Origin of the sequence: Caulobacter sp. DWP3-1-3b2, assembly GCF_049896325.1 — a bacterium.
GTDB lineage: Bacteria > Pseudomonadota > Alphaproteobacteria > Caulobacterales > Caulobacteraceae > Caulobacter.
This window is the reverse complement of sequence record NZ_JAFCUB010000042.1, coordinates 12654-35723: the sequence shown is the minus strand read 5'-3', so window position 1 is coordinate 35723 and position 23070 is coordinate 12654. Positions and strand designations below refer to the sequence as shown.

General features: G+C 67.2%; 16 protein-coding genes. All 16 read left to right on the top strand.

Going from position 1 to position 23070, the window contains the following annotated elements; all coding sequences use genetic code 11:
- The first annotated feature begins 514 nt into the window (after nucleotides 1-514).
- The 16 genes from ACP7AG_RS19130 to ACP7AG_RS19055 all read left to right on the top strand — a co-directional run bounded on the left by ACP7AG_RS19130 (nucleotide 515) and on the right by ACP7AG_RS19055 (nucleotide 22831).
- Nucleotides 515-2506, top strand: a complete 1992-nt coding sequence (locus tag ACP7AG_RS19130; protein ID WP_426032824.1) for a ParB/RepB/Spo0J family partition protein — start codon at nucleotides 515-517, stop codon at nucleotides 2504-2506.
- A 160-nt stretch (nucleotides 2507-2666) separates the two neighbouring features.
- Nucleotides 2667-6932, top strand: a complete 4266-nt coding sequence (locus tag ACP7AG_RS19125) for a strawberry notch-like NTP hydrolase domain-containing protein (protein WP_426032822.1) — start codon at nucleotides 2667-2669, stop codon at nucleotides 6930-6932.
- Between the two features lie 150 nt (nucleotides 6933-7082).
- Complete coding sequence (locus tag ACP7AG_RS19120; protein ID WP_426032820.1) at nucleotides 7083-7976, top strand: ArdC family protein; 894 nt, start codon at nucleotides 7083-7085, stop codon at nucleotides 7974-7976.
- 87 nt (nucleotides 7977-8063) lie between these two features.
- Nucleotides 8064-8660 (top strand): DUF6088 family protein, encoded by a 597-nt coding sequence (locus tag ACP7AG_RS19115; protein WP_426032818.1) that lies wholly within the window; start codon nucleotides 8064-8066, stop codon nucleotides 8658-8660.
- Nucleotides 8653-9678, top strand: a complete 1026-nt coding sequence (locus ACP7AG_RS19110) for a nucleotidyl transferase AbiEii/AbiGii toxin family protein (protein ID WP_426032816.1) — start codon at nucleotides 8653-8655, stop codon at nucleotides 9676-9678. The genes ACP7AG_RS19115 and ACP7AG_RS19110 overlap by 8 nt, the downstream gene beginning before the upstream one ends.
- A 285-nt stretch (nucleotides 9679-9963) precedes the next feature.
- The gene (locus ACP7AG_RS19105; RefSeq protein ID WP_426032814.1) at nucleotides 9964-10896 is read left to right on the top strand and encodes a DUF2493 domain-containing protein; all 933 of its coding nucleotides are present in this window, start codon (nucleotides 9964-9966) and stop codon (nucleotides 10894-10896) included.
- Between the two features lie 510 nt (nucleotides 10897-11406).
- Nucleotides 11407-12576: an efflux RND transporter periplasmic adaptor subunit gene (locus tag ACP7AG_RS19100; RefSeq protein ID WP_426032812.1), complete on the top strand. Its 1170-nt coding sequence runs from the start codon at nucleotides 11407-11409 to the stop codon at nucleotides 12574-12576.
- 4 nt (nucleotides 12577-12580) lie between these two features.
- The gene (locus tag ACP7AG_RS19095; RefSeq protein WP_426032810.1) at nucleotides 12581-13786 is read left to right on the top strand and encodes an ABC transporter permease; all 1206 of its coding nucleotides are present in this window, start codon (nucleotides 12581-12583) and stop codon (nucleotides 13784-13786) included.
- On the top strand, nucleotides 13783-14496 hold the full coding sequence (locus ACP7AG_RS19090) for an ABC transporter ATP-binding protein (RefSeq protein ID WP_426032808.1): 714 nt from the start codon (nucleotides 13783-13785) through the stop codon (nucleotides 14494-14496). The genes ACP7AG_RS19095 and ACP7AG_RS19090 overlap by 4 nt, the downstream gene beginning before the upstream one ends.
- A gap of 805 nt (nucleotides 14497-15301) precedes the next feature.
- The gene (locus ACP7AG_RS19085) at nucleotides 15302-15508 is read left to right on the top strand and encodes a hypothetical protein (protein WP_426032806.1); all 207 of its coding nucleotides are present in this window, start codon (nucleotides 15302-15304) and stop codon (nucleotides 15506-15508) included.
- Nucleotides 15509-16331: 823 nt separating this feature from the next.
- Nucleotides 16332-16697: a single-stranded DNA-binding protein gene (locus ACP7AG_RS19080; protein WP_426032804.1), complete on the top strand. Its 366-nt coding sequence runs from the start codon at nucleotides 16332-16334 to the stop codon at nucleotides 16695-16697.
- Between the two features lie 389 nt (nucleotides 16698-17086).
- The gene (locus tag ACP7AG_RS19075; protein WP_426032802.1) at nucleotides 17087-18214 is read left to right on the top strand and encodes a replication initiation protein; all 1128 of its coding nucleotides are present in this window, start codon (nucleotides 17087-17089) and stop codon (nucleotides 18212-18214) included.
- 500 nt (nucleotides 18215-18714) lie between these two features.
- A complete protein-coding gene (locus ACP7AG_RS19070) occupies nucleotides 18715-19917 on the top strand; it encodes an AAA family ATPase (RefSeq protein WP_426032800.1) in 1203 nt (400 codons plus the stop codon).
- Between the two features lie 52 nt (nucleotides 19918-19969).
- Entirely contained in the window at nucleotides 19970-21004 is a 1035-nt protein-coding gene (locus ACP7AG_RS19065) for a ParB/RepB/Spo0J family partition protein (protein WP_426032798.1), read from the top strand.
- A 70-nt stretch (nucleotides 21005-21074) separates the two neighbouring features.
- Complete coding sequence (locus ACP7AG_RS19060; RefSeq protein WP_426032796.1) at nucleotides 21075-21866, top strand: type IV toxin-antitoxin system AbiEi family antitoxin domain-containing protein; 792 nt, start codon at nucleotides 21075-21077, stop codon at nucleotides 21864-21866.
- Complete coding sequence (locus tag ACP7AG_RS19055) at nucleotides 21863-22831, top strand: nucleotidyl transferase AbiEii/AbiGii toxin family protein (RefSeq protein ID WP_426032794.1); 969 nt, start codon at nucleotides 21863-21865, stop codon at nucleotides 22829-22831. The genes ACP7AG_RS19060 and ACP7AG_RS19055 overlap by 4 nt, the downstream gene beginning before the upstream one ends.
- Nucleotides 22832-23070 lie beyond the last annotated feature (239 nt).

Below are 23070 nucleotides of genomic sequence, written 5' to 3'. Positions count from 1 at the left end.
GACCTGCTGGTCGTCCGACCGGGGTCGGAAGCGGAAGGAGGCGCGAGGGCCGCATCCGGACCTTCGCAGTGTGTCTAGGTCCGGTTCATGGAGCGATCCCAATGTCTGCTCGTGGCGCATGTCGGACGCGAATAATCCCGGTCCGATGCCGCTCCCCCCACTCAAAGTGGTCCTCCAGGGTCCGTCGGTGGAGTTTACGATCTAGCAGGCTGTTGAAAAAGTCGGACGCAGGGGGTCGAATTCCAGCGAAATTGGCCTTGGCGCGGCTCATCGCGAAATCAGCCTTGTTGAAAATATTGGAAGTTTTGAGCGAGCAAGAAGCGGGCTGTACCCTTCCAAGGGGGTCAAAAATCCTATTTCAACAGCCTGCTAGATTAGCCGCCGGCACCGCCGGGGACAGCGTTCGCCGGCCCGGGTGGCTGGGGAAGCGTCCGCTGAAAGGACAGAGGGAGGGCTTGAGGGGGTGCGCCAAGGGGCAGGATGACCCTCGCCTTTGACGCCGGAGATGATCCCCATGACCCCCGCAGCTGAAACCCCCGCTGGCGTTCCCAACACACAGTTCGTGCCCCTCTGCGATCTTGAGATCGCGCCGGAGAACCTTCGCGCCAGGGAGCCGGCCGACGACGAGATCGATCGGTTGGCCAAAACCATCTTCAAGGCTGACGTTGTCGTGCCCCTGTGCGTGCGACCTGGGGCCAGGAAGGAGCGGCCCTTCATGGTGCTGGACGGCCGCCGCCGGCTGCTGGCGCTCCGCAAGCTCCTGGACGCCGGCCGGATTGCGCAGGACTGGCCGGTGAAGTGCGAGGTGTTCTCCACCCGCGAAAGTCAGGCCGCGGCGACCATCCTCACGGCCGCTGAGCGCACGCCCGTTCACATCGCCGACGTGATCGTCGCCATCGGCAAGCTGCGCAAGTCGAAGATGGACACCGCCGCCATCGCCGGCGCGCTCGGCTATGACGAACTGGAGATCAAGCGTCTGTCGGCCCTGGCCGGGCTGCACGCCAAGGCGTTGAAGGCCCTGCGTCTGGGCAAAATCACCCTGAAACAGGCCCGTCAGCTGGCCCGGATCACCGATGCGGACGAGCAGGCCGATATCGCCCAGACCGCCCTCGATGGCTATCTGCAGGACTATCAGCTTGCCGCCCGCGTTGAGCGGGGCCGCACCGACGTCAACGACCCGCGTTTCGCCCTGGTGGGCCCGCAGCGCTACGCGGCGATCGGCGGGCGGGTTGAATCCGACCTGTTCGGCGAGCTTCCCGACGTTCTGTTGGACCCCGACACGCTGACCGAGCTGTGGCGCCAGCGCACGGAGCCGCTGGTGACCGCGCTGCAGGCCGAAGGGCTGTTTGTGTTCATCGGCCAGAGCCGCGGCTACCGCGCGCCCGACGGCTTCTTCAACCTGCCCTACGTCCACGTCGCGGGGATGAGCGAGACCGCCCGCGCGGCCTACAAGGAGGCCCAGCAGGTTGTCAGGGAGGCGCACGAGGCCTTGGCCGGCGCCGATCTGGCCGCCGACGAGATCCCGGGCCTGTTGGCTTTGCTGCAGGCCGAACGGCAGCTCGCCGCCGCTTCGCTCGAAGGCGGCACCATCGGGGCCGTGATCCTGTCTCCGGATGCCGAGGTCGGTGTCGTCGCCAGCTTCTTCTCCAATCCGGTGATCGCCCAGGACGACGTCGACGAGGAGGCGGAGACCGGCGAAGGCGGGGGGCTCGACGGGCGCTATGGACGCAGCCAGCCGGACGTTGAGTTTCCCAAGGCTGACGTCGATGTGGAAGGCGCCAGTCACGTCTTTCACGAGACTCGCACCGATGTCGCCACGCGCGGCCTGATCCGCGATCTGGCCGACAACCCCAGCGTCGCGCTGACCGCCCTGCTGGCCCAGCTCTTCAAGCATCTGGCGCTGCACGGCGGGGCCTCGGCCGAGGCGTCGGCGGTGACGGTCTCGGCGAGCGGCTATCGCCGTGGCCAAACCCCGGCCATTCCGGCGCTCGACGGTGAGGTGCGGGCCAGGCTTGAGGCGCGCCGCGAGGCCTACAAGACCTCCGGCCTTCGGCCGATTGCCTGGATCGAGGGCCTGGCGCACGGGGAGAAGATGGCGCTGCTGGCCGAGCTGGTGGCCATCTCGCTCGATGTCCGCGAAGCGCGCACCAGCTCGATCCGTCACGCCGCCCGTGCGGAGGCGGCCGAGATCGCCGAACTTTGCGGGTCCGACATCGCCAGCCACTGGACGCCGGACGCCGGCTACCTGGCGGTTCACTCCAAGAAGCAGCTGATGGCGTTGCTTGAGGAGATGGACGCCTCGGACGATCGGGCGCGGACCCTGAAGAAGGACGAGCTGGTCTGCTTCGTGGCCCAGGCCGCCGCGGAACGGCAATGGGCGCCCTCGGCCCTGTCCTGGGAGAGCCACGCTTCCCTGGAGGACGAGGTTGAGGAGCCGGCGGCTGACGAAGAGCCCTCCGAGGCGCCGCAAACGGCCCAGCCCTCGGAGGGACAACTGGCGGCCTGATCGGCTGACCATCGGCCCTGAACAGAGAGCCCCGTCGGCGCCAGCCGGCGGGGCTTTTCGCTGTCTGGGCCCGGAAAGGATGGAGGGAGGGAGGCGTCAGGTGAGCCTGACGGGACGGGAGGGAGGAGCCCTCCGCCGCAGGTGATCTGGACGCTTCCCCATGAACGCCTTCCTTCCGCTCTTTGCCCAGGCGCAGGTTTCTAATTCCGCCGCTGACAAGGCCGCCAATATCCTGGCCGCCGCCCGGGCCATGGTTCCCCATCTCAACCGCTCGCGGGCGCTCGACCGAAAGCTGGTGGCGGGGGTGATGACCATGGCCTTCGGCGGCTCGGACGCCGACGGCGCCTGGTGCTGGCGCGATGCCTACGACGCCATGGAAGCCGCCGTGGTGTTGCAGCTGCGCCGGCTGGCGCCTCAGATCAGCCGGCTCGAGGACGCGTCCGCCGAGATCGTCGCGCTGCTGGCCAGCGTCACCGAGCTGACCCTGACCCACACACGGCGCAGCGAAGAGCAGGTGGCGCTCGATCAATTCTCCACGCCGCCGGAGCTTAGCGCCCTGGCCGTCGCCGCCGCCCAGATCCGTCCCGGCGACCGGGTGCTTGAGCCTTCGGCCGGTACAGGGCTCCTCGCCATCGTCGCCGAGGCGTGCGGCGCGGTGCTCGACCTCAACGAACTGGCCCCCGGTCGGGCTGAGATTCTGGATGGGCTGTTTCCGGGAGCCTCGCGCACGCGCCACGACGCGGTCCTACTGAAGGACATCCTGCCGGGTTCCGGCAGCTTTCACGCCGTCATCGCCAACCCGCCGTTTCAGCAGTTGGAGGGCCATCTGCACGCCGCACTCGATTGCCTGGCCGAAGGCGGCAGGCTGTCGGCGATCGTGCCGACCCGGCTCTTTGAGGACGCCGGCGCCATGCAGGCCCTGGGCCGCCGGGGCCGCCTGATCGCGATGCTGGTGTTCCCGCAAAGGGCCTACGCCAAGCACGGAACCTCGGTCGAGACCGGCCTTCTGGTGATCGACCGCGCCGAGGGGAGCGTCCCCTCCTCCTGCCCGGTTCAGGTTTGCGAGACCCTAGCCGACGCCGCCCGTCTGGCGGCGGGCGTCGCGCCTCGTCCGACAGCTCAGCCTCGCCAGTTCCGAGCCGTCTCCAACGTCGCCTTCCTGACGCCGCAGGCCCGGGCGCTGGCGACGCCCTCATCACGGCTGGGGTTCCTGGCGACGACGGCGCCGGTCGCCTACGCGGTGAAGGACTGGTCCGGGGAAGGCCGCGATGTCGGCCTTTACCAGGCCTACGCGCTTGGACGGATCGACCTGGCGCAGGCGCGGCCGCACCCCTCCCCGCTCGTGGAATCCGGGCCGATGGCCTCGGTCTCTCCGCCCGCTCCAAGCTATCGCCCGGTATTGCCGGCCGGGATCGTCGAGCAGGGCTTGGTCTCCGACGCCCAGATGGAGACCATCATCTATGCCGGCGAGGCTCATGCCAGCAACCTGCCGGGCGCCTGGGTGCTCGGCGAGGCGGCGCACATGGTCCACCTGGTGGCGGAGGGCACGCAGGGCGCGGTGCAGTTTCGGCGCGGCTTCTTCCTCGGGGACGGCACCGGCTGCGGCAAGGGCCGTCAGATCGCCGGGGTCATCGCCGACAACCTGGCCCAGGGCCGGGTTCGGGCCGTTTGGTTCTCGCGGAACGACGCCCTGCTTGAGGACGCCCGGCGCGATTGGAACGCCATCGGCGGCGCTGGCTCCGACATCACCCCGCAGAGCGCCTGGAAGCAGGCCGACGCCATCCGCCTGGATCGCGGCATCCTCTTCACCACCTACGCGACCTTGCGGCAGCCGGCCCGGGGAGATCGCCCGTCCCGGCTTGATCAGATCGTCAGCTGGCTGGGCGCTGATTTTGACGGCGTGATCGTCTTCGACGAGGCGCACGCGATGGCCAATGCCGCCGGCGGCGGCAAGGGCGCGCGCGGGCCGAAGAAGGCCTCGCAGCAGGGCATGGCCGGCCTGGCGCTGCAGAACCGCCTGCCCGGCGCCCGGATCCTTTACGTTTCGGCGACCGGCGCGACGACGCCGGAGAACCTCGCCTATGCCGCGCGGCTTGGCCTCTGGGGCGGGCCGGAGGCGCCGTTCAACACCCGCGACGCCTTCATGGAGGCCGTCGACAAGGGCGGCGTGGCGGTGATGGAGCTGATCGCGCGTGAGCTGAAGGCGCTCGGGCTCTACATCGCCCGCTCCCTGTCCTTCGATGGCGTCGAGTACCAGGCGCTGCGCCACCCGCTCGCCGCGCAGGACATCGAGATCTGGAACGCCTGGGCCGATGCCTATCAACTGATCCATCAGAATCTGCGGGCGGCCCTGGAGGCGGTTGGCCTCACCGACGATGGCAAGGCGACCAATGGCCAGGCGGCTTCAGCGGTGCTCTCGGCCTTCGAGGGCGCGAAGCTGCGGTTCTTCGGGCACCTGCTCGCGGGCTTGAAGGCCCCGACCCTGATTGCGGCGATCAGGACCGATCTGGCGCAGGGCCGCTCTTGCGTGGTGCAGATCGTCTCGACCAACGAGGCGGTGATGGAGCGGCGGCTGGCTGAGATTCCGCCGGAGGAGTGGAACAACCTGACCATCGACCTGACGCCGAAGGACCAGGTTCTCGACTATCTGATGGGCGCCTTCCCCGTCACCGCCATGCAGGCGATCGAGGACGAGGCGGGCAATGTTACCATGATCCCGGTCATGGTCGATGGCGTGCCGGTCTCCAGCCAGGAGGCGCTGCGGCTGCGCGAAGAACTCGTCACTCACCTCGCCTGCCTTCCGGCCGTTTGCGGGGTGCTGGATGCGGTCCTCGACACGCTGGGGACCGACGCCGTGGCGGAGATCACCGGCCGGGCTCGCCGGGTCGTGCTGCGCGGCGGCCGGCGCGTCGTCGAGCGTCGCGGCGCCTCGGCGGCCAAGGCCGAGACCGACGCCTTCATGTCCGGCAAGAAGCGGGTGCTGGTGTTCTCCGACGCCGGCGGCACCGGGCGCAGCTACCACGCCGACCTGGGCGCGGCGAACCAGCAGCGGCGAGCCCACTACCTGGTCGAACCCGGTTGGCGCGCCGACGGCGCCATCCAGGGCCTTGGTCGCTCGCACCGGACCAATCAGGCCCATGCGCCGCTCTTCCGGCCGGTGACGACCGACATCCACGGCGAGAAGCGGTTCCTCAGCACCATCGCGCGGCGGCTCGACAGTCTGGGCGCCCTGACCCGCGGGGAGCGTCGCTCAGCGGGCAACGGGCTGTTTCGGCCAGAGGACAACCTGGAAAGCCCGTGGGCGCACCGCGCTCTGCAGGCCTTCTTCGTGGCCCTGCACTTCGGGTCGGTCGAGGCCATGAGCCGCGAGACGTTCGAGACCAGGACCGGGCTGAAGCTGCTGGATACCGACGGCAATCTCAAGAAGACCGACGACATGCCGGCGATGAACACCTTCCTCAATCGCCTGCTGGCCCTGCGGATCGAGGACCAGAACGGTCTCTTCACCGCCTTCGACGAGATCCTGGCCAGCATCCTAGAACGGGCTTTGGCCTCCGGCGCGCTCGACAGGGGGATGGAGGACATCGTTGCCGACGACCTGGCCATCAAGTCGGAGGAGGTGATCCGCACCGACACCCTGACCGGCGCGCAGACCAAGATCATGACCTTTGAGGTCCGCACGCGGCGAGTGCTGACTGGCTCCGGCGAGGCGCTGCACGGGTTGAACCCCGAGGCTCTGGAGTATGTGGTCAACGCCCGCTCGGGGCGTGCCGGCCTGGTGGTGAAGGGCCTGACTACGACGGACGACGACGACCGCCTGGTGCCGGCGGTGCGGATCATCCGGCCGGAGAAGCGCGGCGTCTCGCCCCTCAAGGTCTATGAGGAATCGGCCTGGGAGATCGTGCCTGAACCGATCTGGCAGGCCGCCTGGGACGCCGAGATCGCCGCGGCCGATCCCTGGATTACGCGCGAGCTGGTCCTGGTGACCGGCCTCCTCCTGCCGGTCTGGGAGAGCCTGCCCGCCAAGCAGGCCTCAGTGCGGCGCCTCAAGGCCCCGGACGGTCGCCGCTGGCTGGGCCGGGTGCTCGACGCCGGGCAGGTCCCGGGCCTGAAAATCGCGCTGGGCCTGAGCGACGTGGCCAGCGTGGTCGGTGAAGGCTCGAACGCCGCCCATCTCGTCCTGACTGAAAACACCTCGATCATGCTGACCGGCGGGTTTTGGCTGAGACGCGCCAAGGTGATGGATCGTCATCGGATCGAGGTGGTTGGGGCCGCCGCAGACCGCTCGGCCTTCACGCTGCTCGGCTGTTTCGTCGAGATCATCAACTACACGCCGCGCGTCTTCGTGCCGGTGGAGAAGCCGGAGGTGTTGTCGGCGCTGTTGGCGAAGTGGCCGCCGCAGACGCTGCTCCCGGCCGCCGCCTGAGTGACGGGGCCCGTGGGCTTTGGCGCTCACGGCCCTTCAGCGCCTGGCGCCGAGGGCCCCGGCCGGCTGCGCCGGGAAAGGACAAAGGCAGGGACCGAAAGGGTTGAGCGATCCGGGAAAAGGCCCGGCGCAAAAACCTCCGAGGATCCCATGACCAATCCCCTTGAGCCGATGATGGCCGATCTCATCGCGCGCATCGAACGCGGTGTTCCGCCCTGGAGGCAGGCGTGGGTCGCCTGCGGCGATCCCAGCCTGCCGCTGCGCTCCGACGGCCAGCCCTTCACCGGCAGCAATGCCTGGCTGTTGTCGTTCGCGGGCGCCATGGGCGGCTATGCCTCGCCCTACTGGTTTACCTTCCGTCAGGCGCTTGGCATCGGGGCGCCGGTCATGAAGGGGGCCAAGAGCTCGCCCGCGATCCTCTACAAAACCCGCGTTCTCGACGGCGGTGAGGCCGCGTCGCCCGGGGCGTCCGAGGACGATCCGAGGGTGCTGCGCTACCTGAAGCTCTACGCGGTTTTTAACGCCGAGCAGCTGACAGATTGCCCGGAGCCCTACCTTCGGGCTCCGAAGATCGATCCCGCCGTTCGGGCCGCAGCGCGCAGCGCGTTGCTGGACGCGATCCCCGCCAAAATCGAACTCGGCGGGGGTGTCGCCTGTTACAATCGCGCCCGCGACGTCATCTGCCTGCCGGCGCCCGTGGCGTTCGACACGGTCGACGACTACCAGGCGACCTTCGCCCATGAGGCCGTCCATTGGAGTGGAGCGCCGCACCGGCTGAACCGGGAATTTGGGGCGAGGTTCGGTGACGAGGCCTACGCTTTCGAGGAGCTGGTGGCCGAGATCGGGGCGGCGGCGCTGGGCTTGCGGATCGGCCTGCGCCCACAGCTTTTGGATGGCCATGCGGCCTATCTCGCCCACTGGGCGGCGATCTTGAAGGAGCGGCCGGCGGCGTTGCTGGAGGCTTCAGGCCATGCGCAGCGCGCGGTCGACCACCTGGAGGCCTTCAGCCGCGTGGATGCGACCGCCACATCCCTGGCGGCGTAAGGTCGGTCAGCCGTGGAAACCGTTCCCTAACCCGCGGGTTGCTAACTGTCAGAAGTGGTCCTATTTATTCTGACAGTAAGGTGACCCATGCAACGATTGACGGAAGAGATTCTCGAACACAGCCGCACCTTGCCGGAGGGCGCGTTGCTGACCGCCAAAGGGTTGTTGCACCTGGGCCAGCGCGCGGCTGTTGACCAGGCTCTGTCGCGGCTCGCGCGGCGGGGTAAACTGCTGCGCGCCGGCCGGGGCCTCTATGCCCGGCCCGTCGAGAGTCGCTTTGGGGCTCGCGCGCCCACCACGGAAAAGGTCGTGGCGGGCCTGGCCGAGCTGCGCGGCGAAACCGTCGCGTCCCACGGCGCCGCGGCGGCCAACGCCCTGGGTCTGACCTCGCAAGTGCCCGTCCGCAGCGTCTATCTGACCTCGGGTCCAAGCCGGAAGTTGCGGCTGGGCCGCCAATCGGTCGAAATGCGGCACGCTCCGGCCTGGCAACTCGTGCTGGCCGGCCGGCCAGCAGGTGAGATCCTGCGCGCCCTGGCGTGGCTTGGCCCGTCGAAGGCCGAGGGCGCGCTGCTTACCCTGCGGCGAACACTCCCCGCCTCGGACCTCCAGGCGCTGGCCAAGGCCGCGCCTCTGCTTCCGACCTGGCTCGCGCAGCAGGTGAGCCAGTCGTTCGCCCATGTCTGAGGCCTTCCTCGCACTTTCGGCCGACGAGCGGCGTGAAGCCTTGGCGGTCGCCGCGTCCGCGTCTGGGCGGCCGGCGCACCTATTAGAGAAAGACATCTGGGTCGTCTGGGCGCTCGACGCCCTGTTCTCCTCGCCGCTTGGCGAGCATCTGGTCTTCAAAGGTGGAACATCGCTCTCGAAGGCCTACGGCGTGATCCGGCGGTTCTCCGAAGACGTCGATCTTACCTATGACATCCGCGCGCTCGCGCCGGACCTGGTGGGAGAGACCGGCGACGCCCTCCCGGCGTCACGCGGCGAAGAGCGGCGCTGGACCAAGGCGGTCGGCCAGCGGCTCCCGCAATGGGTGGAGGATCACGTCCTGCCAACCCTCCAGGCCAGACTTGTGGTCGATGGCGCGCCCGCGCGGCTTCGGCTCGAAGGCGAGAAGGTCTTTGTCGAATACGAACCTCTGGCCACCGGCTCGGGCTATGTCGCGCCGGCGGTGATGCTGGAGTTTGGCGCCCGGTCCACGGGTGAACCCAGCGCGCTGCACGACGTCGTCTGCGACGCCGCCGGACTTGTCGAAGGCGTGGTCTTTCCGACCGCGCGGCCAATGGTGATGCGGGCTGAGCGCACCTTCTGGGAGAAGGCGACGGCCATCCACGTCTTCTGCGCCCAAGGCCGGCTGCGGGGTGACCGTTTCGCTCGGCATTGGCATGACCTGGCGCGGCTCGATGATGCGGGTTTTGCCGAAGCTGCCATCGCCGACCAGGCGTTGGCCCAGGCGGTCGCCGATCACAAGTCCATGTTCTTCGTCGAAAAGGACGCGGGCAAGGCGGTCATCGACTATCAGGCGGCCGTGCATGGCGCGATCCATCTGGCGCCGGACGGCGAAGCCCGCGCCGTCCTCGGGGCAGACTATGAGGCCATGGTCGCTGACGGCCTGCTGTTCGATGACGCCGAACCCTTCGATCAGCTGATGGCCCATTGCCTGGAGCTTGAGGGCCGCATCAATGCGGCCATGCACCCCGCCCCATAGGGGTCGGTGAGGGCGGCGCGCCGGCGCCTGGAGGTCGGGGTCTTTCGACGCGGGCCATTTCTGGCCCTGCGTGGACACCTTGGCCGGTCCGAAGTTCGCGAAATCCACACGAGACACAGTTGCGTGGCGGTCTGCAGCCCTTTGGCTCTTGAGACCTCGCCACCGTCCGAGGCCCCCCACAAGGGACGCTGCGCTCAAAGCCCTTGTGGGGGGCCTCGGGCCGTCGGCGCGAGACGGTCGTCGAGCCGACAGGCTCCACACCCCACTCCGAAAGGATGTCTCGCAATGCAGTTTTCTGCACACGCTCCCCTGACCGGCCAGATGACCCACTTCGAGGCCCAGGCCCTAACCCTCGACGACCCCCGCCCCCATCCTCACGAAGAGGCGCTTATCCAACTCGGCCACGCACTGATGAACGAGGTGCTCGATGTCTTCATCGACACGGCCCTGGAGGATTTCCAGGCAATCGCTTCGGAGAGCCTGATCGGGGCCTTCCATTCGGCGGCGCAACGGATCGAACGGGAAGCCGACCGCGCAAGGGATGACCTCAACCGACTGACCCGGGATTTCGACGGCTCGGAGATCGCAGATACCGAACTCCAGACCGCCACCCGCAAGGCCCGCGCCGCCGATGTCGCCACCATGGCCCTCGAATTCGTCCGAGACGCCGCGGCGGCCAGTTATACGACGGCGACCGGTGAGGTCTGGAGCCCCTGGAAGGGCAACGTCAGAGCTTCGAGGACAACCGCCGCACAGATCGAGGCCCGGGATGTCATCCGCTCAGCCAAGGCTCGAAAGCACACCGCCGCCGACCCTGGGGCGATCATCATCGCCTTCCGTGGATCACCGCTCGCAGACACCGCAGAGGACGCGGGCCGCATCTTCGATGCTCTCAACTGGGCTCGCGAGCAGTGGCCGGAAATGGCTCTGGCCACAACCGGCGCCAAGGGCGCCGAGAAGCTGGCGATCAAGTGGGCGAAGTCCAAGAACGTGACTCTGGTCCTGGCCAAGGCCGATTTTGACCGTCACGGACGGGCCGCCCCGTTCCGGGCCAACGACGAGATGCTCGAACTCGATCCGGTCTGCGTCCTGACTCTGGCCAATACGCTCAACGCCGAGCGTGGTGCGGGTCTGCAACCCTTCGGACCGGCTCTCAATCTCGGACAGAAAGCCGGCGACAAAGGCGTACGCCATGTCGTCATCCGAGCGCGGATCTAAGGCAGGGAAACGGCTAGATTTCTCGGCGGCGCAGAAGGCGCTGCCGAGCGTGTTCAGGCCCCACTCCGAACTTGGTACCCACGACGCTCTTCGGGCCTGCCCGGGGGGGCTCGTTTGCCTTCCCGAGAAGCAGACTCTCAGAATGTCGCAAAAGGGTGGACTACAGACATGGCTAGCGCGGGGGCGTCTGGACCCCGTGAAATGCGCCTGACATCGATTGCAGGACATCGCACAACTTCGCTGGCGTTTCGAATGCGCCGCGCATCCTTACTGTCACTTAGTCGTTCTGGAATTCGTCATGGTCGCGATTATTCTTGATGACTTTGAAACAGACCGGCCATCTGCGCGTTCACCCCGCAAGCGCCCGAAGACTACAGTCTATCCGGGCCATCGATACAGTCCCCCTGTTCTGAATTTCATTCGCAATCCTAATATTGGTGACGGTTCTGGCTCATACAGAAATTCGGTCGCGACAGATTTCCCGGCGGCGACGGGGGCGAGGTTCTGAAATTGCCTGAGCCGCCCGCTGATCACGCCGAGGGAGACGTCGGCGGTCCGACGTCGGGCTCCGGCCGCGGAAAAACAGTCCCGACCTCGCCCCGGCGCCGGACTCGCACGGTCTGGACCGTCCTGGCCCTGGTCCTGGCCGTGGCCTTGGCAATCGGGCTGGCCTGGCGCCTGACCCGGCCAGTTGCGGTCGAGATCCAGATCGTCAAGGCCTCGACGGTGGAGCGTGTCCTGGCGGTCGTCGGGCGGGCGCGGCCCGCGGACCTGCTGGATGTCCGCTCGCCCAATCCGGGTCAGGTCGCCCAACTTCTGCACGATGACGGGGATCGCGTCGCCCAGGGCGAGCCCCTGGCGATCATCAAGGCCACAGTGGAGGCGGCGCAGACGCGGGCCAGCGCCGCCCAGGTTCGGGCCGCCGTGGCCGAGCGCCAGCGCGCGCAGCTTGTGTTCGATCGCACGAAGATCCTGCTGGGCAAGGGGTTCGCTACGCGCGCGGCCTTCGACGAAGCGCGCGCCACCCTGCAATCGGCCCAGGCCAACCTCGACGCGGCGACGGCGACGACAACCGCGGCCGCTGAATTGGCCAAGGCCTATGTGGTGCGCGCTCCGATGGCGGGTGTGGTTCTCCTTCGCCCGATCGACAACGGCCAGGTCATCCTGCCGACGACGACCCTGTTCGTGCTCGGTTCGCTGGAAGGGACCGAGGTCCAGGCCCAAGTCGATGAGGCCTACGCCGACGCCCTGCATCCCGGCCTTGCGGCCAGGGCCGTCCAGACCGGATCAGACGCGGCCTTCGCCGCCCGCGTCACCGAGGTTTCGCCCCAGGTCGACAGCGCGACGGGGGGGCGGTTGATCAAGCTGGTCGCCCTGGGCGGCCCCGCCCTCGCGCCCGGGCGTTCGATTGACGTCACCATCGTCGTGGACCGCCGCGCCAGCGGCCTGGTGATTCCCCGGACAGCCGTGATCGACGCAGCCACAGACCCCAAGATCTATGTGGTGGATGCCACGGATATCGTGCGGCTGCGTCGCATCACTATCCTACGCTGGCCCTCCCTCGACGCCATCGTCGAAGGGGGGCTTTCCCCCGGCGACCGCATTGTTCTGGCCCCGGGCAAGGTGCGTCCCGGCAAGCGCGTGCGGCCGCTCGCCGCCCTCGCCCCCAGCGGCGGGTGAGCGGGTGTTCGCCTTCACCGTCGCGCGGCGCTACCTCTTCTCCAACCCCTTGCAGACCCTGCTGCTTGTCGCCGGTGTGGCCCTGGGCGTGACCATATTCGTGTTCATCACCGCCCTCATCCAGGGGCTTGCGGTCCTTCTGGTCGCAAACGTCACCGCTAACAGCGCCCATGTGACTCTGGAGCCGGCGACGCGGATCGCCCAGGTCCTCGCCGCGCCGGGCGTGAAGACGGAATCCGTGGCCATGGTCTCGACCTTTCAGCGCCAGCAGATCCGGACCTGGTCCTCGACCGTGGCCCTCGTGCGCCGCCAGCGGAACATCTCGGCGGTCAGTCCCCAGATCACCGGCAACGCCTTCCTGCTGAAGGGCGAGGCGGCGGCGCCCGTTTCGGTCACGGGGATCGATCCCGATGGCCTGGACGCCATCACGCCCATCTCCACCATGTTGGTCGGAGGCGACGCCAATCTCGAAGGGGGCGGTATCCTGATCGGGTATCGGCTGGCGGCGGACCTGGGCCTCTCGCCCGGCCAGCCCGTGCTGTTTCGCACCGACCGCGGGGTCGAGCGCCTGCTGACCGTCCAGGGATTGTTCAAGACCGGGGTCCAAGCCGTTGACGAGCGGGCGGCATATCTGTCGCTGTCGGTGGCACGGCCGTTGTTCCTGTTGCCCGAGGGCGTGACCAACATTGAAATCAAACTCACCGACCCGCAAGGCGCGCGCCCGCTGGCAGCCTTTCTGCACGGCGCCACAGGCCTGCGGGCCACTCCCTGGCAGGACAAGAACCTCAGTCTAAATGACGCGCTAGTGGCGCAGGCCCAGACCGGCCGCCTGATCCAGGCGTTTTCCCTGGTGTCCATCATCATCGGCGTCGCCAGCGCCCTCGTTCTGTCAACCTACCGGCGGCGAAGCGAGATCGGCATCATGCGGGCCTTCGGCGTCTCCGGGGGCTTCGTATCCGCCGTCTTCATCCTTCAGGGCCTGATGATCGGCCTGATCGGCGGCATTAGCGGCTGCGGCGTGGGGTATGGGCTCTGCCGGCTATTGGCGGGACTGACCAAGGCCGACGGGACGCCCGCGCTGCCGATCGCGCCGGAGCAGGGCGGCTACCTGGCCGCTATGTTGCTCACCACCCTGGGCGCCGTGTTGGCTTCGGTGGCGCCGGCCAGGTCGGCGGCCCGCGTCGATCCGCTGGAGGCGATCCAGCAATGACCGCCCTGCTGCAGGCGCGGGGGATCAACATGACCTTCCGAAACGGCGACGATCTGACGCCGGTCCTAAAGGATGTGGACCTGCAGCTGGGCGCCGGTGAGCTGACAGCCCTGCTGGGCGCCTCCGGCTCCGGCAAGTCGACCCTGTTGTCGATCGTAGGCCTTCTCCTTCGTCCCACCGCGGGAACCCTTGAAATTGCCGGCGAGCGGGTCGAGGGCCTGTCAGACGCCCGCCGGACGCTGTTCCGCAACCGCCGGCTCGGCTTTGTCTTCCAGTTCCACCATCTGCTGCCCGATTTCACCGCCACCGAGAACGTCGCCTTCCCTGCCGCCGCGCCGGCCGGCGGCCTGTCGGCGGCCATGCGTCGTCGGGCGCGTGAACTGCTGACCCGGGTCGGGCTCGAAGACCGCATGGATTTTCCGGCGACCCGCCTGTCGGGCGGCCAGAAGCAGCGGGTGGCGATCGCTCGCGCCCTGATGAACCGTCCCCAGCTCATTCTCGCTGACGAACCCACCGGCGCCCTTGACCGCGCCTCCGCCGATCAGGTGCTGGATCTGATGAAGGAAGTGAACCGGGACGACGGCGCGACCTTTCTGATCTGCACCCACGACGCCCATGTGGCGGCCCGCTGCGGCCGCCGTATTACCCTGCGCGACGGCAGGATCATGGGGCCCGATCCAACGCCCCCGTCGTCGGCGGCGCTCCCTTGATAGGCGCGGCAGCGCTGTCAGATCAGCTCGGAGCCTGTTCGCGACCTACAACAAACCGGGCTGGCCATGTCTGCTGAACGCAAGAAACTTTCCCCTCTCGGACTCCAGGAGGGCGTTGATGATCGCCCGCTTACCTGGCTCACCCTCGGCCAGGAGGAGGTGCTCAAAACGCCTGATGTTCTCGTAAGCCACAAACCTCTGCATCCGTGACACCCGTCTAGGCGCGGGTCCTGGCGGGTTGCCCGACCCCTTCAGACAAGGCGCTGCCATCAGAATGGTTCCGTCCCGGATTGGCGTTAAGTCCGGCAATGCGTTTGGTCCGCTTGGGGTCGGTTCTCACCGTTGGGTTCCAGGCCGAAAACAGACATTCAACCAACGGGTTCTGACGGGTTTATGGGACTAGTCTTCTAGACTTTGACCACTTGTCTACACTGAGAGGCGGCAATCGGCCGCGAGTTCAAGCGGGCGACCAAGGCGCTGAGGGCGTCAGGGGTCTGGCTGTGGTGATCCGCATGTCGGCACCGGCGCCAAGCCGTCAGTCATCTCCCGGGTTGGGCGCTGCGGGGCGAGCTCGTCCGCGATCAATCTCACGAACTTAGGACGGGACGGTCAGGGTCAAAGGCGACCTCGCCTGAGCGAGGCGAACCCCACGGACCCTCCGACCTTCGCTGCGCTGCAGGCCGGTTTCCCCGGAGTTCGTCCTTTGGCCCCTCCCTTTCACCCGCCCTGGGCGGTCGCGAGATCGCGGGAACGAGCCCGCAGATCCAGCAGCGCAAGAGGGAGACGAAAGATGGTCAGCATGGGGATGGCTCAAGCGGTTTATCAACACGCCAACGACTTCTATGACACCGGCAGCTGGTATGTGGTCGCCGAATGCTGGGACCTTCTGGCCATCGCCGAGGAGCTGGACCGTCAGGAGGAGATCACCGCGATCCCCTTCGAGCTCGACACGGCCGCCATCGCCCACTTCCACCAGATGATCCATCCGCAGACGGGCAGCACGCGGCACTGACCTACCTCGGCGCCCGCTTCGGCGGGCGCCTTTCCCCCTGCCCCTTCCCCAACTTGGATGAAGCCGGCGGAACAGGGGTCGAACGAAATCCAAGACCTTGTGTCAGGCAGGCCGGCGGCCACTCAGCCTTGGGGTTGGTGATTCGTTCTGACGTCGCGCCTTGGAGGCCTCAAACGGGTGCGTGTTCCGGCGAGATTGAAGCCAACAGCCCGCCCGGCGAGCCGGGCTGGGCCGAGCATATCTCCGCGACGCCGGTGCGGGCCTGGAAGGCCCGCGATGTGCGTATGCGGCTGTAAGCCACGGGCCGGACAGGCCGACACCGTGCCTGACGGTTCTTCTGTCAGCCATCTCCCCGGCTGGACGAACGCAGCGATCCCTTCTCCCCTGGGCGAGTCAGCCCCCGCACCGGGTTCCAGGGCGGCCAGGTGGGCCGAGTTCAGTCCCCTCCCCGCGCCCGCCCCGCGGTCGTTAATCAGAGGCGTCGGCGGGCGGCGATCCTTGCCTTGTGTTCAACGATCCGCCTCGCCCCGTGCCCTCGTGGTCCTTGTTCTGATCATCTCCCAGCCGTTGTGACGCCCGGCGGGCTGCGGTCCGCGCGATCAATCACTTCAACCTAGGTCGGGGCGGTCCAGGTCAAAGCCGACCCCGCTGCGCGTGGCGGACCGGATGGATCCTCCGGCCTTCCTCCGCTGCGCTCCGTGCAGGCCGGTTTCCAACCGGACCGGGCTTTGGCCTGTCCCTCATCCCCGCCCTTGCAGGTCGCGTGATCGCGGCAGGGACCGCGAGCCGCCGGGATTTCCCTGGCGGCAGATGGAGTAAGACGATGCTGAACAAGGTCCAATTGATCGGTTTCACCGGAGCCGAAGCGGAAATTCGCACCACTTCAGGCGGCAAGACGGTCGCCACCCTGCGGGTCGCCACCAACCGCTACACGAAGGCGGGCGGCGAGCGGAAGGACTACACGACCTGGCACCAGGTCGAGATCTGGAACCAAGGCACGGTGGGCTGGCTCGGGTCCAAGGGGTTGCCGAAGGGCTCGAAAGTGTTCGTCGAGGGAGAGATCCGGCACGACCGCTACACCGACAAGGACGGTGTGGAGCGGTTCTTCTCCAAGGTCGTGGTGGCCACGCCGCAGCACGAACTGCGGTCGCTGGACCGGCCCGACCAGAACCCCGCCGAAAGCGAGTAGAGCCATGGCCCCGCCCGGTTAACCGGGCGGGGCTCTCCGCTTTTCTTGAGACTTAAATCTCGAAACACGCCCGCTGCGGACACGCAGCGGGATTCCTAGATTCTTAGATTCAGATTCAGAGGGCCATATCTTGCGTTAAACCAGTTGGTTGCACGGATCATCCTGTCCGCACGGGGGCGTTTTCCTGACCGCGCGGGGGGTCTGACCTGACCGATTGGGGGTCTTGTCCTGACCGGTCGGGGGGAACCTGACCGATTGGGGGCGGGCCACGAGCTGAACCTATCCTGTCTTGCGAAATGATTTGAGGTCAGGAATGATGGACTGATCGTCTCCGAGGATTCGCCCTGCAACACGACGCCGACATTGCCGACGCTGAAACCGCCGAGGGTTTGGCGCCCGGCCGCGCTATGCGTGTGGCGCACGCCCTAAAGGCGCGCGACGGCGAGGACTTCGCCAAGCCGGGCAATTTGGTCGAGGTCAGGTTCGTCAGAGGCCAGTCGCTGAGCCTGACCGCCGCTCGCCTCTTGGCCCTGATGATCTTGACCGCCGGTGGCGACGGCTGGCAGCCCATGGCCCACAAAATGCGCAAGTCGGAGATTCGCCGCGGCCACAAGGGCAACGAGCGCATCTCCGACATGCTCGAGGAATTGCACCGAACGCTGTTTGCGATCGACGACCTGTCCTGGCGGGGTCGCAAAGCCACCAAACGCTTCGCCTTGATCCAGTCCTCGCGCGAGGAAGCCGAGGAAGAGGGCGGTGAGAGCGGCTGGATTGAATGGGAGTTCACTCCCGACGCGCGGCGGCTGATCCGGGAGTCCGAAACCTATGCGGTGCTTAATCGGCAAGCCATTCTGGGCTTTCGTTCGAGCTACGCCTTGCGGCTCTACGAGATGGGCGCCCTGCGACTCCACCGTCGGCAATCCACCTGGCGCGCCGATATGACCGCGGTCCGCGCAGCGTTCGGTATCGCGCCCGAACTCTACAAGGATTTCGCCCAGCTGCGGCGCAAGGTCCTGGACAAGGCCAAGGCTGAGATCGATCACTTGGCCCACTTCACCGTGGAATGGCGAGAGATCCGCCGTGGCCGGGCGATCGTGGAGATCGAATTCTACTTCCATCCCAAAGCCGCGCCCGAGCAGTTGCTCACCGTGGCCGAGATCGGACGGCACGCCGCAGGCCGCGAGGCGCGGCGGGACGGCACCGTCGAAGAGATTTTGGCGGAGACCCCTGCCCTCCCCGCCTCGCTTCGACCGGTCCCGCGCCGTGCGGCGCCTCGGCCGGCTCAAGCCGGGCGGTCGGACGGGAGTGTCGGATTTCCCAGCGGGAGCTTGCAGTTTGGGTCGGGGCCGTTTGGTGAGATCTCCAGGGCGCATGGTGGCGGCTGGGACCGGGACCTGATCGCGGCTGCCTATCGAGAACAGATGGGCGCGCGCCTTGACGGCCTTACCGGGCAGAAGCTTGTGAAGTCCTGGACGGGTTTCTGCCAAGCCTTCGCAGCGCGCCGCGGCCGGCCGTAGAGACCACAATTGCACCCGTGCAATTCTGCGGGAAACGCGCCCTTCGTCGCTACGACGGGCCAGACCTCGGCTCGGTCGGCGGTCGTCATCCAGCAGAGCCCCGTGGCCGAATTGCACGGGTGCAATTTGCCCTCACGCTGCCAGGCACGGAGGGGCCTGGGCGGGGAGCTTCCCCCGTGCGGTCAGGATAGCGCCGCCACCGCTCACGCAAGGAACGCCTTCGGGCTCCACAGACACTTCGCGCCATGTGGGGTGGGCTGGTTACTGGCGCGAGCAATTGCACCGGTGCAATTTGACAGTCGATAGAGCCCAGTACCCGCCAGGATGCCCCCAAACGGTCAGGATAGGTCTGGCCTAAAATCTGGAATCGGGATTGAACGGGCTCTCGTAGAGTTAACGCGCCCTTAACAATGCGCTTATAGCGTCCAGGCGGTCCCGCTTTCGCTTTTCAGACGGTTGGGGCCAGTTTTTCGAAACCTGCCGGGAGGCTGTGAGGTCCCATGTCGAACGTCGTTGAAGCATCCGCCCCCTCCCTCGCCGGACCGGTCTCGCAGCTGGCACGCCGGGCCTCGGCCGTAGTTGAGAACCTGCGGGACGCCGCGCGGACGGCGCGGTCAGGCGAGCGCCGCGAACCGCTCTTTTCGATCAGCGAGGCGGCCGAGCTGGTCGGCCGAACGCCGGCGGCGATTCGCGATGCAGAGAAGGATGGCCGGCTTCCCGAGCCGCCGCGCACCGAAACCAATCGCCGGGTGGGCTATACGCTGGCGCAGGTGAACGACATGCGCGGCGTATTCGGCACGCGGCCGTGGCGCAAGCCTGAGGATCCCTGCGCGGTCATCGCCGTCCAGAACTTCAAGGGCGGGGTTGGCAAGTCCACGCTGTCGGTACACCTCGCGCAGTACATGGCCATCCGGGGCTACAGGGTAGCGCTGATCGACTGCGACAGTCAGGCCTCCAGCACTACCCTGTTCGGTTACGTGCCTGACCTCGACCTGAGCGAGGACCAGACGCTCTATCCGTTCCTGCGCGAAGACGACAAGCGGTCCCTCGACTACGCACTGCTCGACACCCACTTCGATGGGTTGAAGCTGATCCCCGCCAACCTGCACCTGTTCCAATCCGAGTACGAACTCGCCGCGCGGATGGCGCGCGGGGGCGGGCGGTTGCTCGACCGGCTGGCCCAGGGCATCGCCTCGATCGCCGACCAGTTCGATGTGATCATCCTGGATCCGCCGCCGGCTCTGGGCGCCATTTCGCTGTCCGTGCTGCGGGCGGCGAACGCTCTGGTGATCCCGGTCCCGCCGACGGTGATGGACTTCTCCTCGACGGCCGCGTTTCTCACCATGCTCGACGAGACACTCAATCAGCTGGCGTCGCGCGATCTCGCTCCCGACCTGAATTTCGTTCGGATCGTCGCCTCCAAGGTCGACGAGAACAAGTCGATGCAGAAGGAGCTGCTCGCGCTGATGCGCCAGGTCTTCGGCCTGGCCATGATCCGGACGCCCATGAAGGACTCGGCCGAGATCGACAACGTCACGGCGCGCCTCATGACCGTCTATGAGATGAACAGCCCGATGACCAGCAAGTCGGTGCGGGACCGGTGCCTTACCTACCTCAATGGGGTCAACGAGGAAATCCTCCTCGACGTGCGCCAGACCTGGCCGAGCCATGTGGAACGCCTTCGCAAGGAGGGCCACGCATGACCCGCGGATATGGAAATTGCACCGGTGCAATTCGAGATGAAAGGGCGCGCTCATGAGCTCCAAGAACCGTTCCTTCACTGCCGGATTGATGGGCTCGCTCGACGCCGCCGCGCCCCAGCCGGAGGCCCCGACCCGAATGCCAGTCGGCATCCTGGCGAGCCGGGAAAACCGAATGGCCGAGCTAGCTTCCGGCGCGGTCGTGGGACGAGCGATCGAGCAAGTCGATCCGGCCCGCTGCCGGCTCTGGAGCGAGCACAATCGCGACTACGCCGCGCTGGATGAGACCCGTTGCGCGGACCTGATCGAGAGCTTCAAGGCCCAGGGCCGCCAGGAGGTCCCAGCGATCGTGCGCCGGGTCCGCGGCGTGCCGGACATCGAGTTCGAGGTGATCTGCGGCGCGCGCCGGCATTGGACCGTGACCTGGCTGCGCGCTCACAACTACACCGATTTCCGCTTTCTGGTGGAGGTTCGCGACCTCAACGACGAAGAGGCGTTCCGGATCTCCGACCTGGAGAACCGGGCCCGCGAAGACCTCAGCGACATTGAGCGTGCGCGCGACTATCTGAAAGCCCTCGGTCGCCACTACGGCGGCCGCCAGAAGGACATGGCTGGGCGCCTCAACGTGTCGGAGGCTTGGCTCAGTCGCTACCTCGACCTGGCTCGGTTGCCCGGCGACCTCGTGGCCGCGTTCGCTGATCCGCACGAGCTGAAGATCAAGCACGTCACGCAGCTGAAGCCGCTGCTCAAGCCCGATGATCGCGCGCGCCGGGTGCTGGCCGAAGCGGGCGTCATCGCCAACCAAAAAGGGGAGGGGACTCCCCTGAAGCCGCAGGACGTCATTCGCCGCCTCGCGGCGGCGGCCGACGCCCCCAAGAAGTCAGGATCCCCCAAGAAGTCAGGCAAGGCCCCGGCCGAGGTTGTCTCGTCGCCAAGTGGCCGGCCGCTTTTCCGGGTCGAGGCCAAGGGCAAGAAGGAGGTAAATGTCACCCTTCTGCTCCAAGCTGGCGGGAGCCGGGCCGACGCCGAGCGCGCTTTCGGGGGCCTCTTGGCCCGGTTCTGGCTGCAGGACGGCGCTGAGACCGTCTAGTTCTCCCTAGCGGAAGAAGGTTACAGGTTATATATATCTTTCTTCATGCGTGACGACCTAGAAGCCTCAAATGCCACGGCAGCGCTCCGCACCTTTCTTCAGCGACGCCCCGGTCTTTGACCGCGCCGAATACGCGCGCGCGATCGGCCGCGCGCCGGCCGACAAGGTGGTGAGCAGCATGCTGGCCCAACACCTTAAGGCAGGCAACATCCGCCGCGTCGCACGCGGCGTGTTCGCCTCTGTCCCCAAGCATGCCAACGCCGAAACCTGGTCGGTCGACCGTTTCCTCGCCGGCTCGCGGCTGCGGCCCGGCGGCGTGATCGCCTACCACTCCGCGCTTGAACTCCAGGGCTATGCCTATTCGGAGAGCTTCGATCTTCAGGTGGTGGCGACGGGGCAGCCCGGCGTGCTGGCCGCCAACGGGTTCACGTGCCGGTTCATCAAGGCGCCGGCGCCCTACGGCGACGCCGACCTCACGACAGTCGACCGCCTCGGCCAACCGGTTCGTGCAACCACCCTCGAATGCACCATCGCGGACCTCTTTGATCGCCCGGATCTCGCTGGCGGGACCGACGAACTGATCTGCTCGCTCGACCTAGTCGGCGGGCTCGATCCAGATCGGTTGATCGACCGCCTCGCAGCGCTGGGGAACGCCACGGCGGCCGGCGCGGCCGGCTGGTGGCTGGAACGCCGCCAAGAGCTGGGGGCTCCTTCGGGCGCCCTGGATCGCCTGGAGGCCCTGGCGCCGAAGCAGAACCGCTACGCCCTGGGCGCCGCTCCTGGCGCCGGCCGCCTTGCGTCCAGGTGGCGGGTGATACTTCCCGAGGCGGTCATCGACGCCAGGTTTGAAGGCTTGGCGTGAGCGCGCCGTCCGCCCAGACCCTCCAGCGCCTGGCTAACGAGACCGGCCTGCAGGCCGGGACGTTGGAGAAGGTCTTGCGGCTTCTCGACGTGCTGCAGGAGATCGCCCGAGACCTCATCCTTGCGAACCGTATGGTCCTCAAGGGCGGCACGGCGCTGAACGTCCTCCACCTGGCGCTGGACCGGATGTCGGTCGATATCGACCTTAACTATGTCGGAGCGTTGGACCGCGCCGACATGGGAGCCGATCGGCCCGAGGTCGACGCTGCCCTGAACCGGCTTTTGACCGCCCAGGGCTACACCATCCGGCGTCAGCCCGACGACCATGCCGGGGGCAAATGGATCGGCAGGTTCGCCTCGGCCATGGGCGGCGGCGGCTCGCTCGAGGTGGACATCAACTCCATATCCCGCCAGCCGCTCTTCGGCGCAGTCAAAATGGACTCCGTCGATCTAGGCGGCGTCCGCGCCTCCGGCGTTGCGGTTCTGGACCTGCACGAGGTCGTGGCCGGCAAACTCGTCGCCCTGATCGACCGCAACGCCGCGCGAGATCTCTTCGACGCACGCCGGATCCTCGACATCGACGGGTTGGACTGCGCGAAGATCAAAGCGGCGGTGCTCGCCTACGGCGCCGCCGGGCGGCGCGACTGGCGGCTGGCGTCCGTGGAGGCCATCGGCGGCGATCCGCGCGAACTACGCCAGAAGCTCGCCATCTGTCTGCCCCAGAACCGCTTCGTCGCCGCGGGTGGTCCAGAGGCCTGGATCGTTCTAACCGTCGCTGAGTGTCGGGCGCGGCTCGCGCCGCTCTTTGAGCTCAACGCGGCGGAGACGGCGTTCCTCGACGGGATTCTCGATCGCGGCGAGATCGACCCCGGCGGGCTCGACGTCGCCCCGGAAGTCCAGGTCCGCATTGCGGCCATGCCGATGCTGGCCTGGAAGTGTCAGAACGTGCGGGCTCATCGCGGCTAGCCCGGCCCGTAGCTCTTGCACCCCGGCCGACCTGCGCCGGCTTGCAAACGCCGCCTGCATTTTCGCCGACCTTACCAATTGGCAACTTCTGCAAATCGTCGGGGTATCAGTGGCCGGCCGGTGCGCCCGAGAGGGCGTCCGAAGCCCACAAACACCGGGCATGAGCCACATCTTGGCCTGAAGCGCTGACGAGCCTGTGGCTCGGTTGCGCGCGCGAAGACAAGGCCAAGTCAGCATGA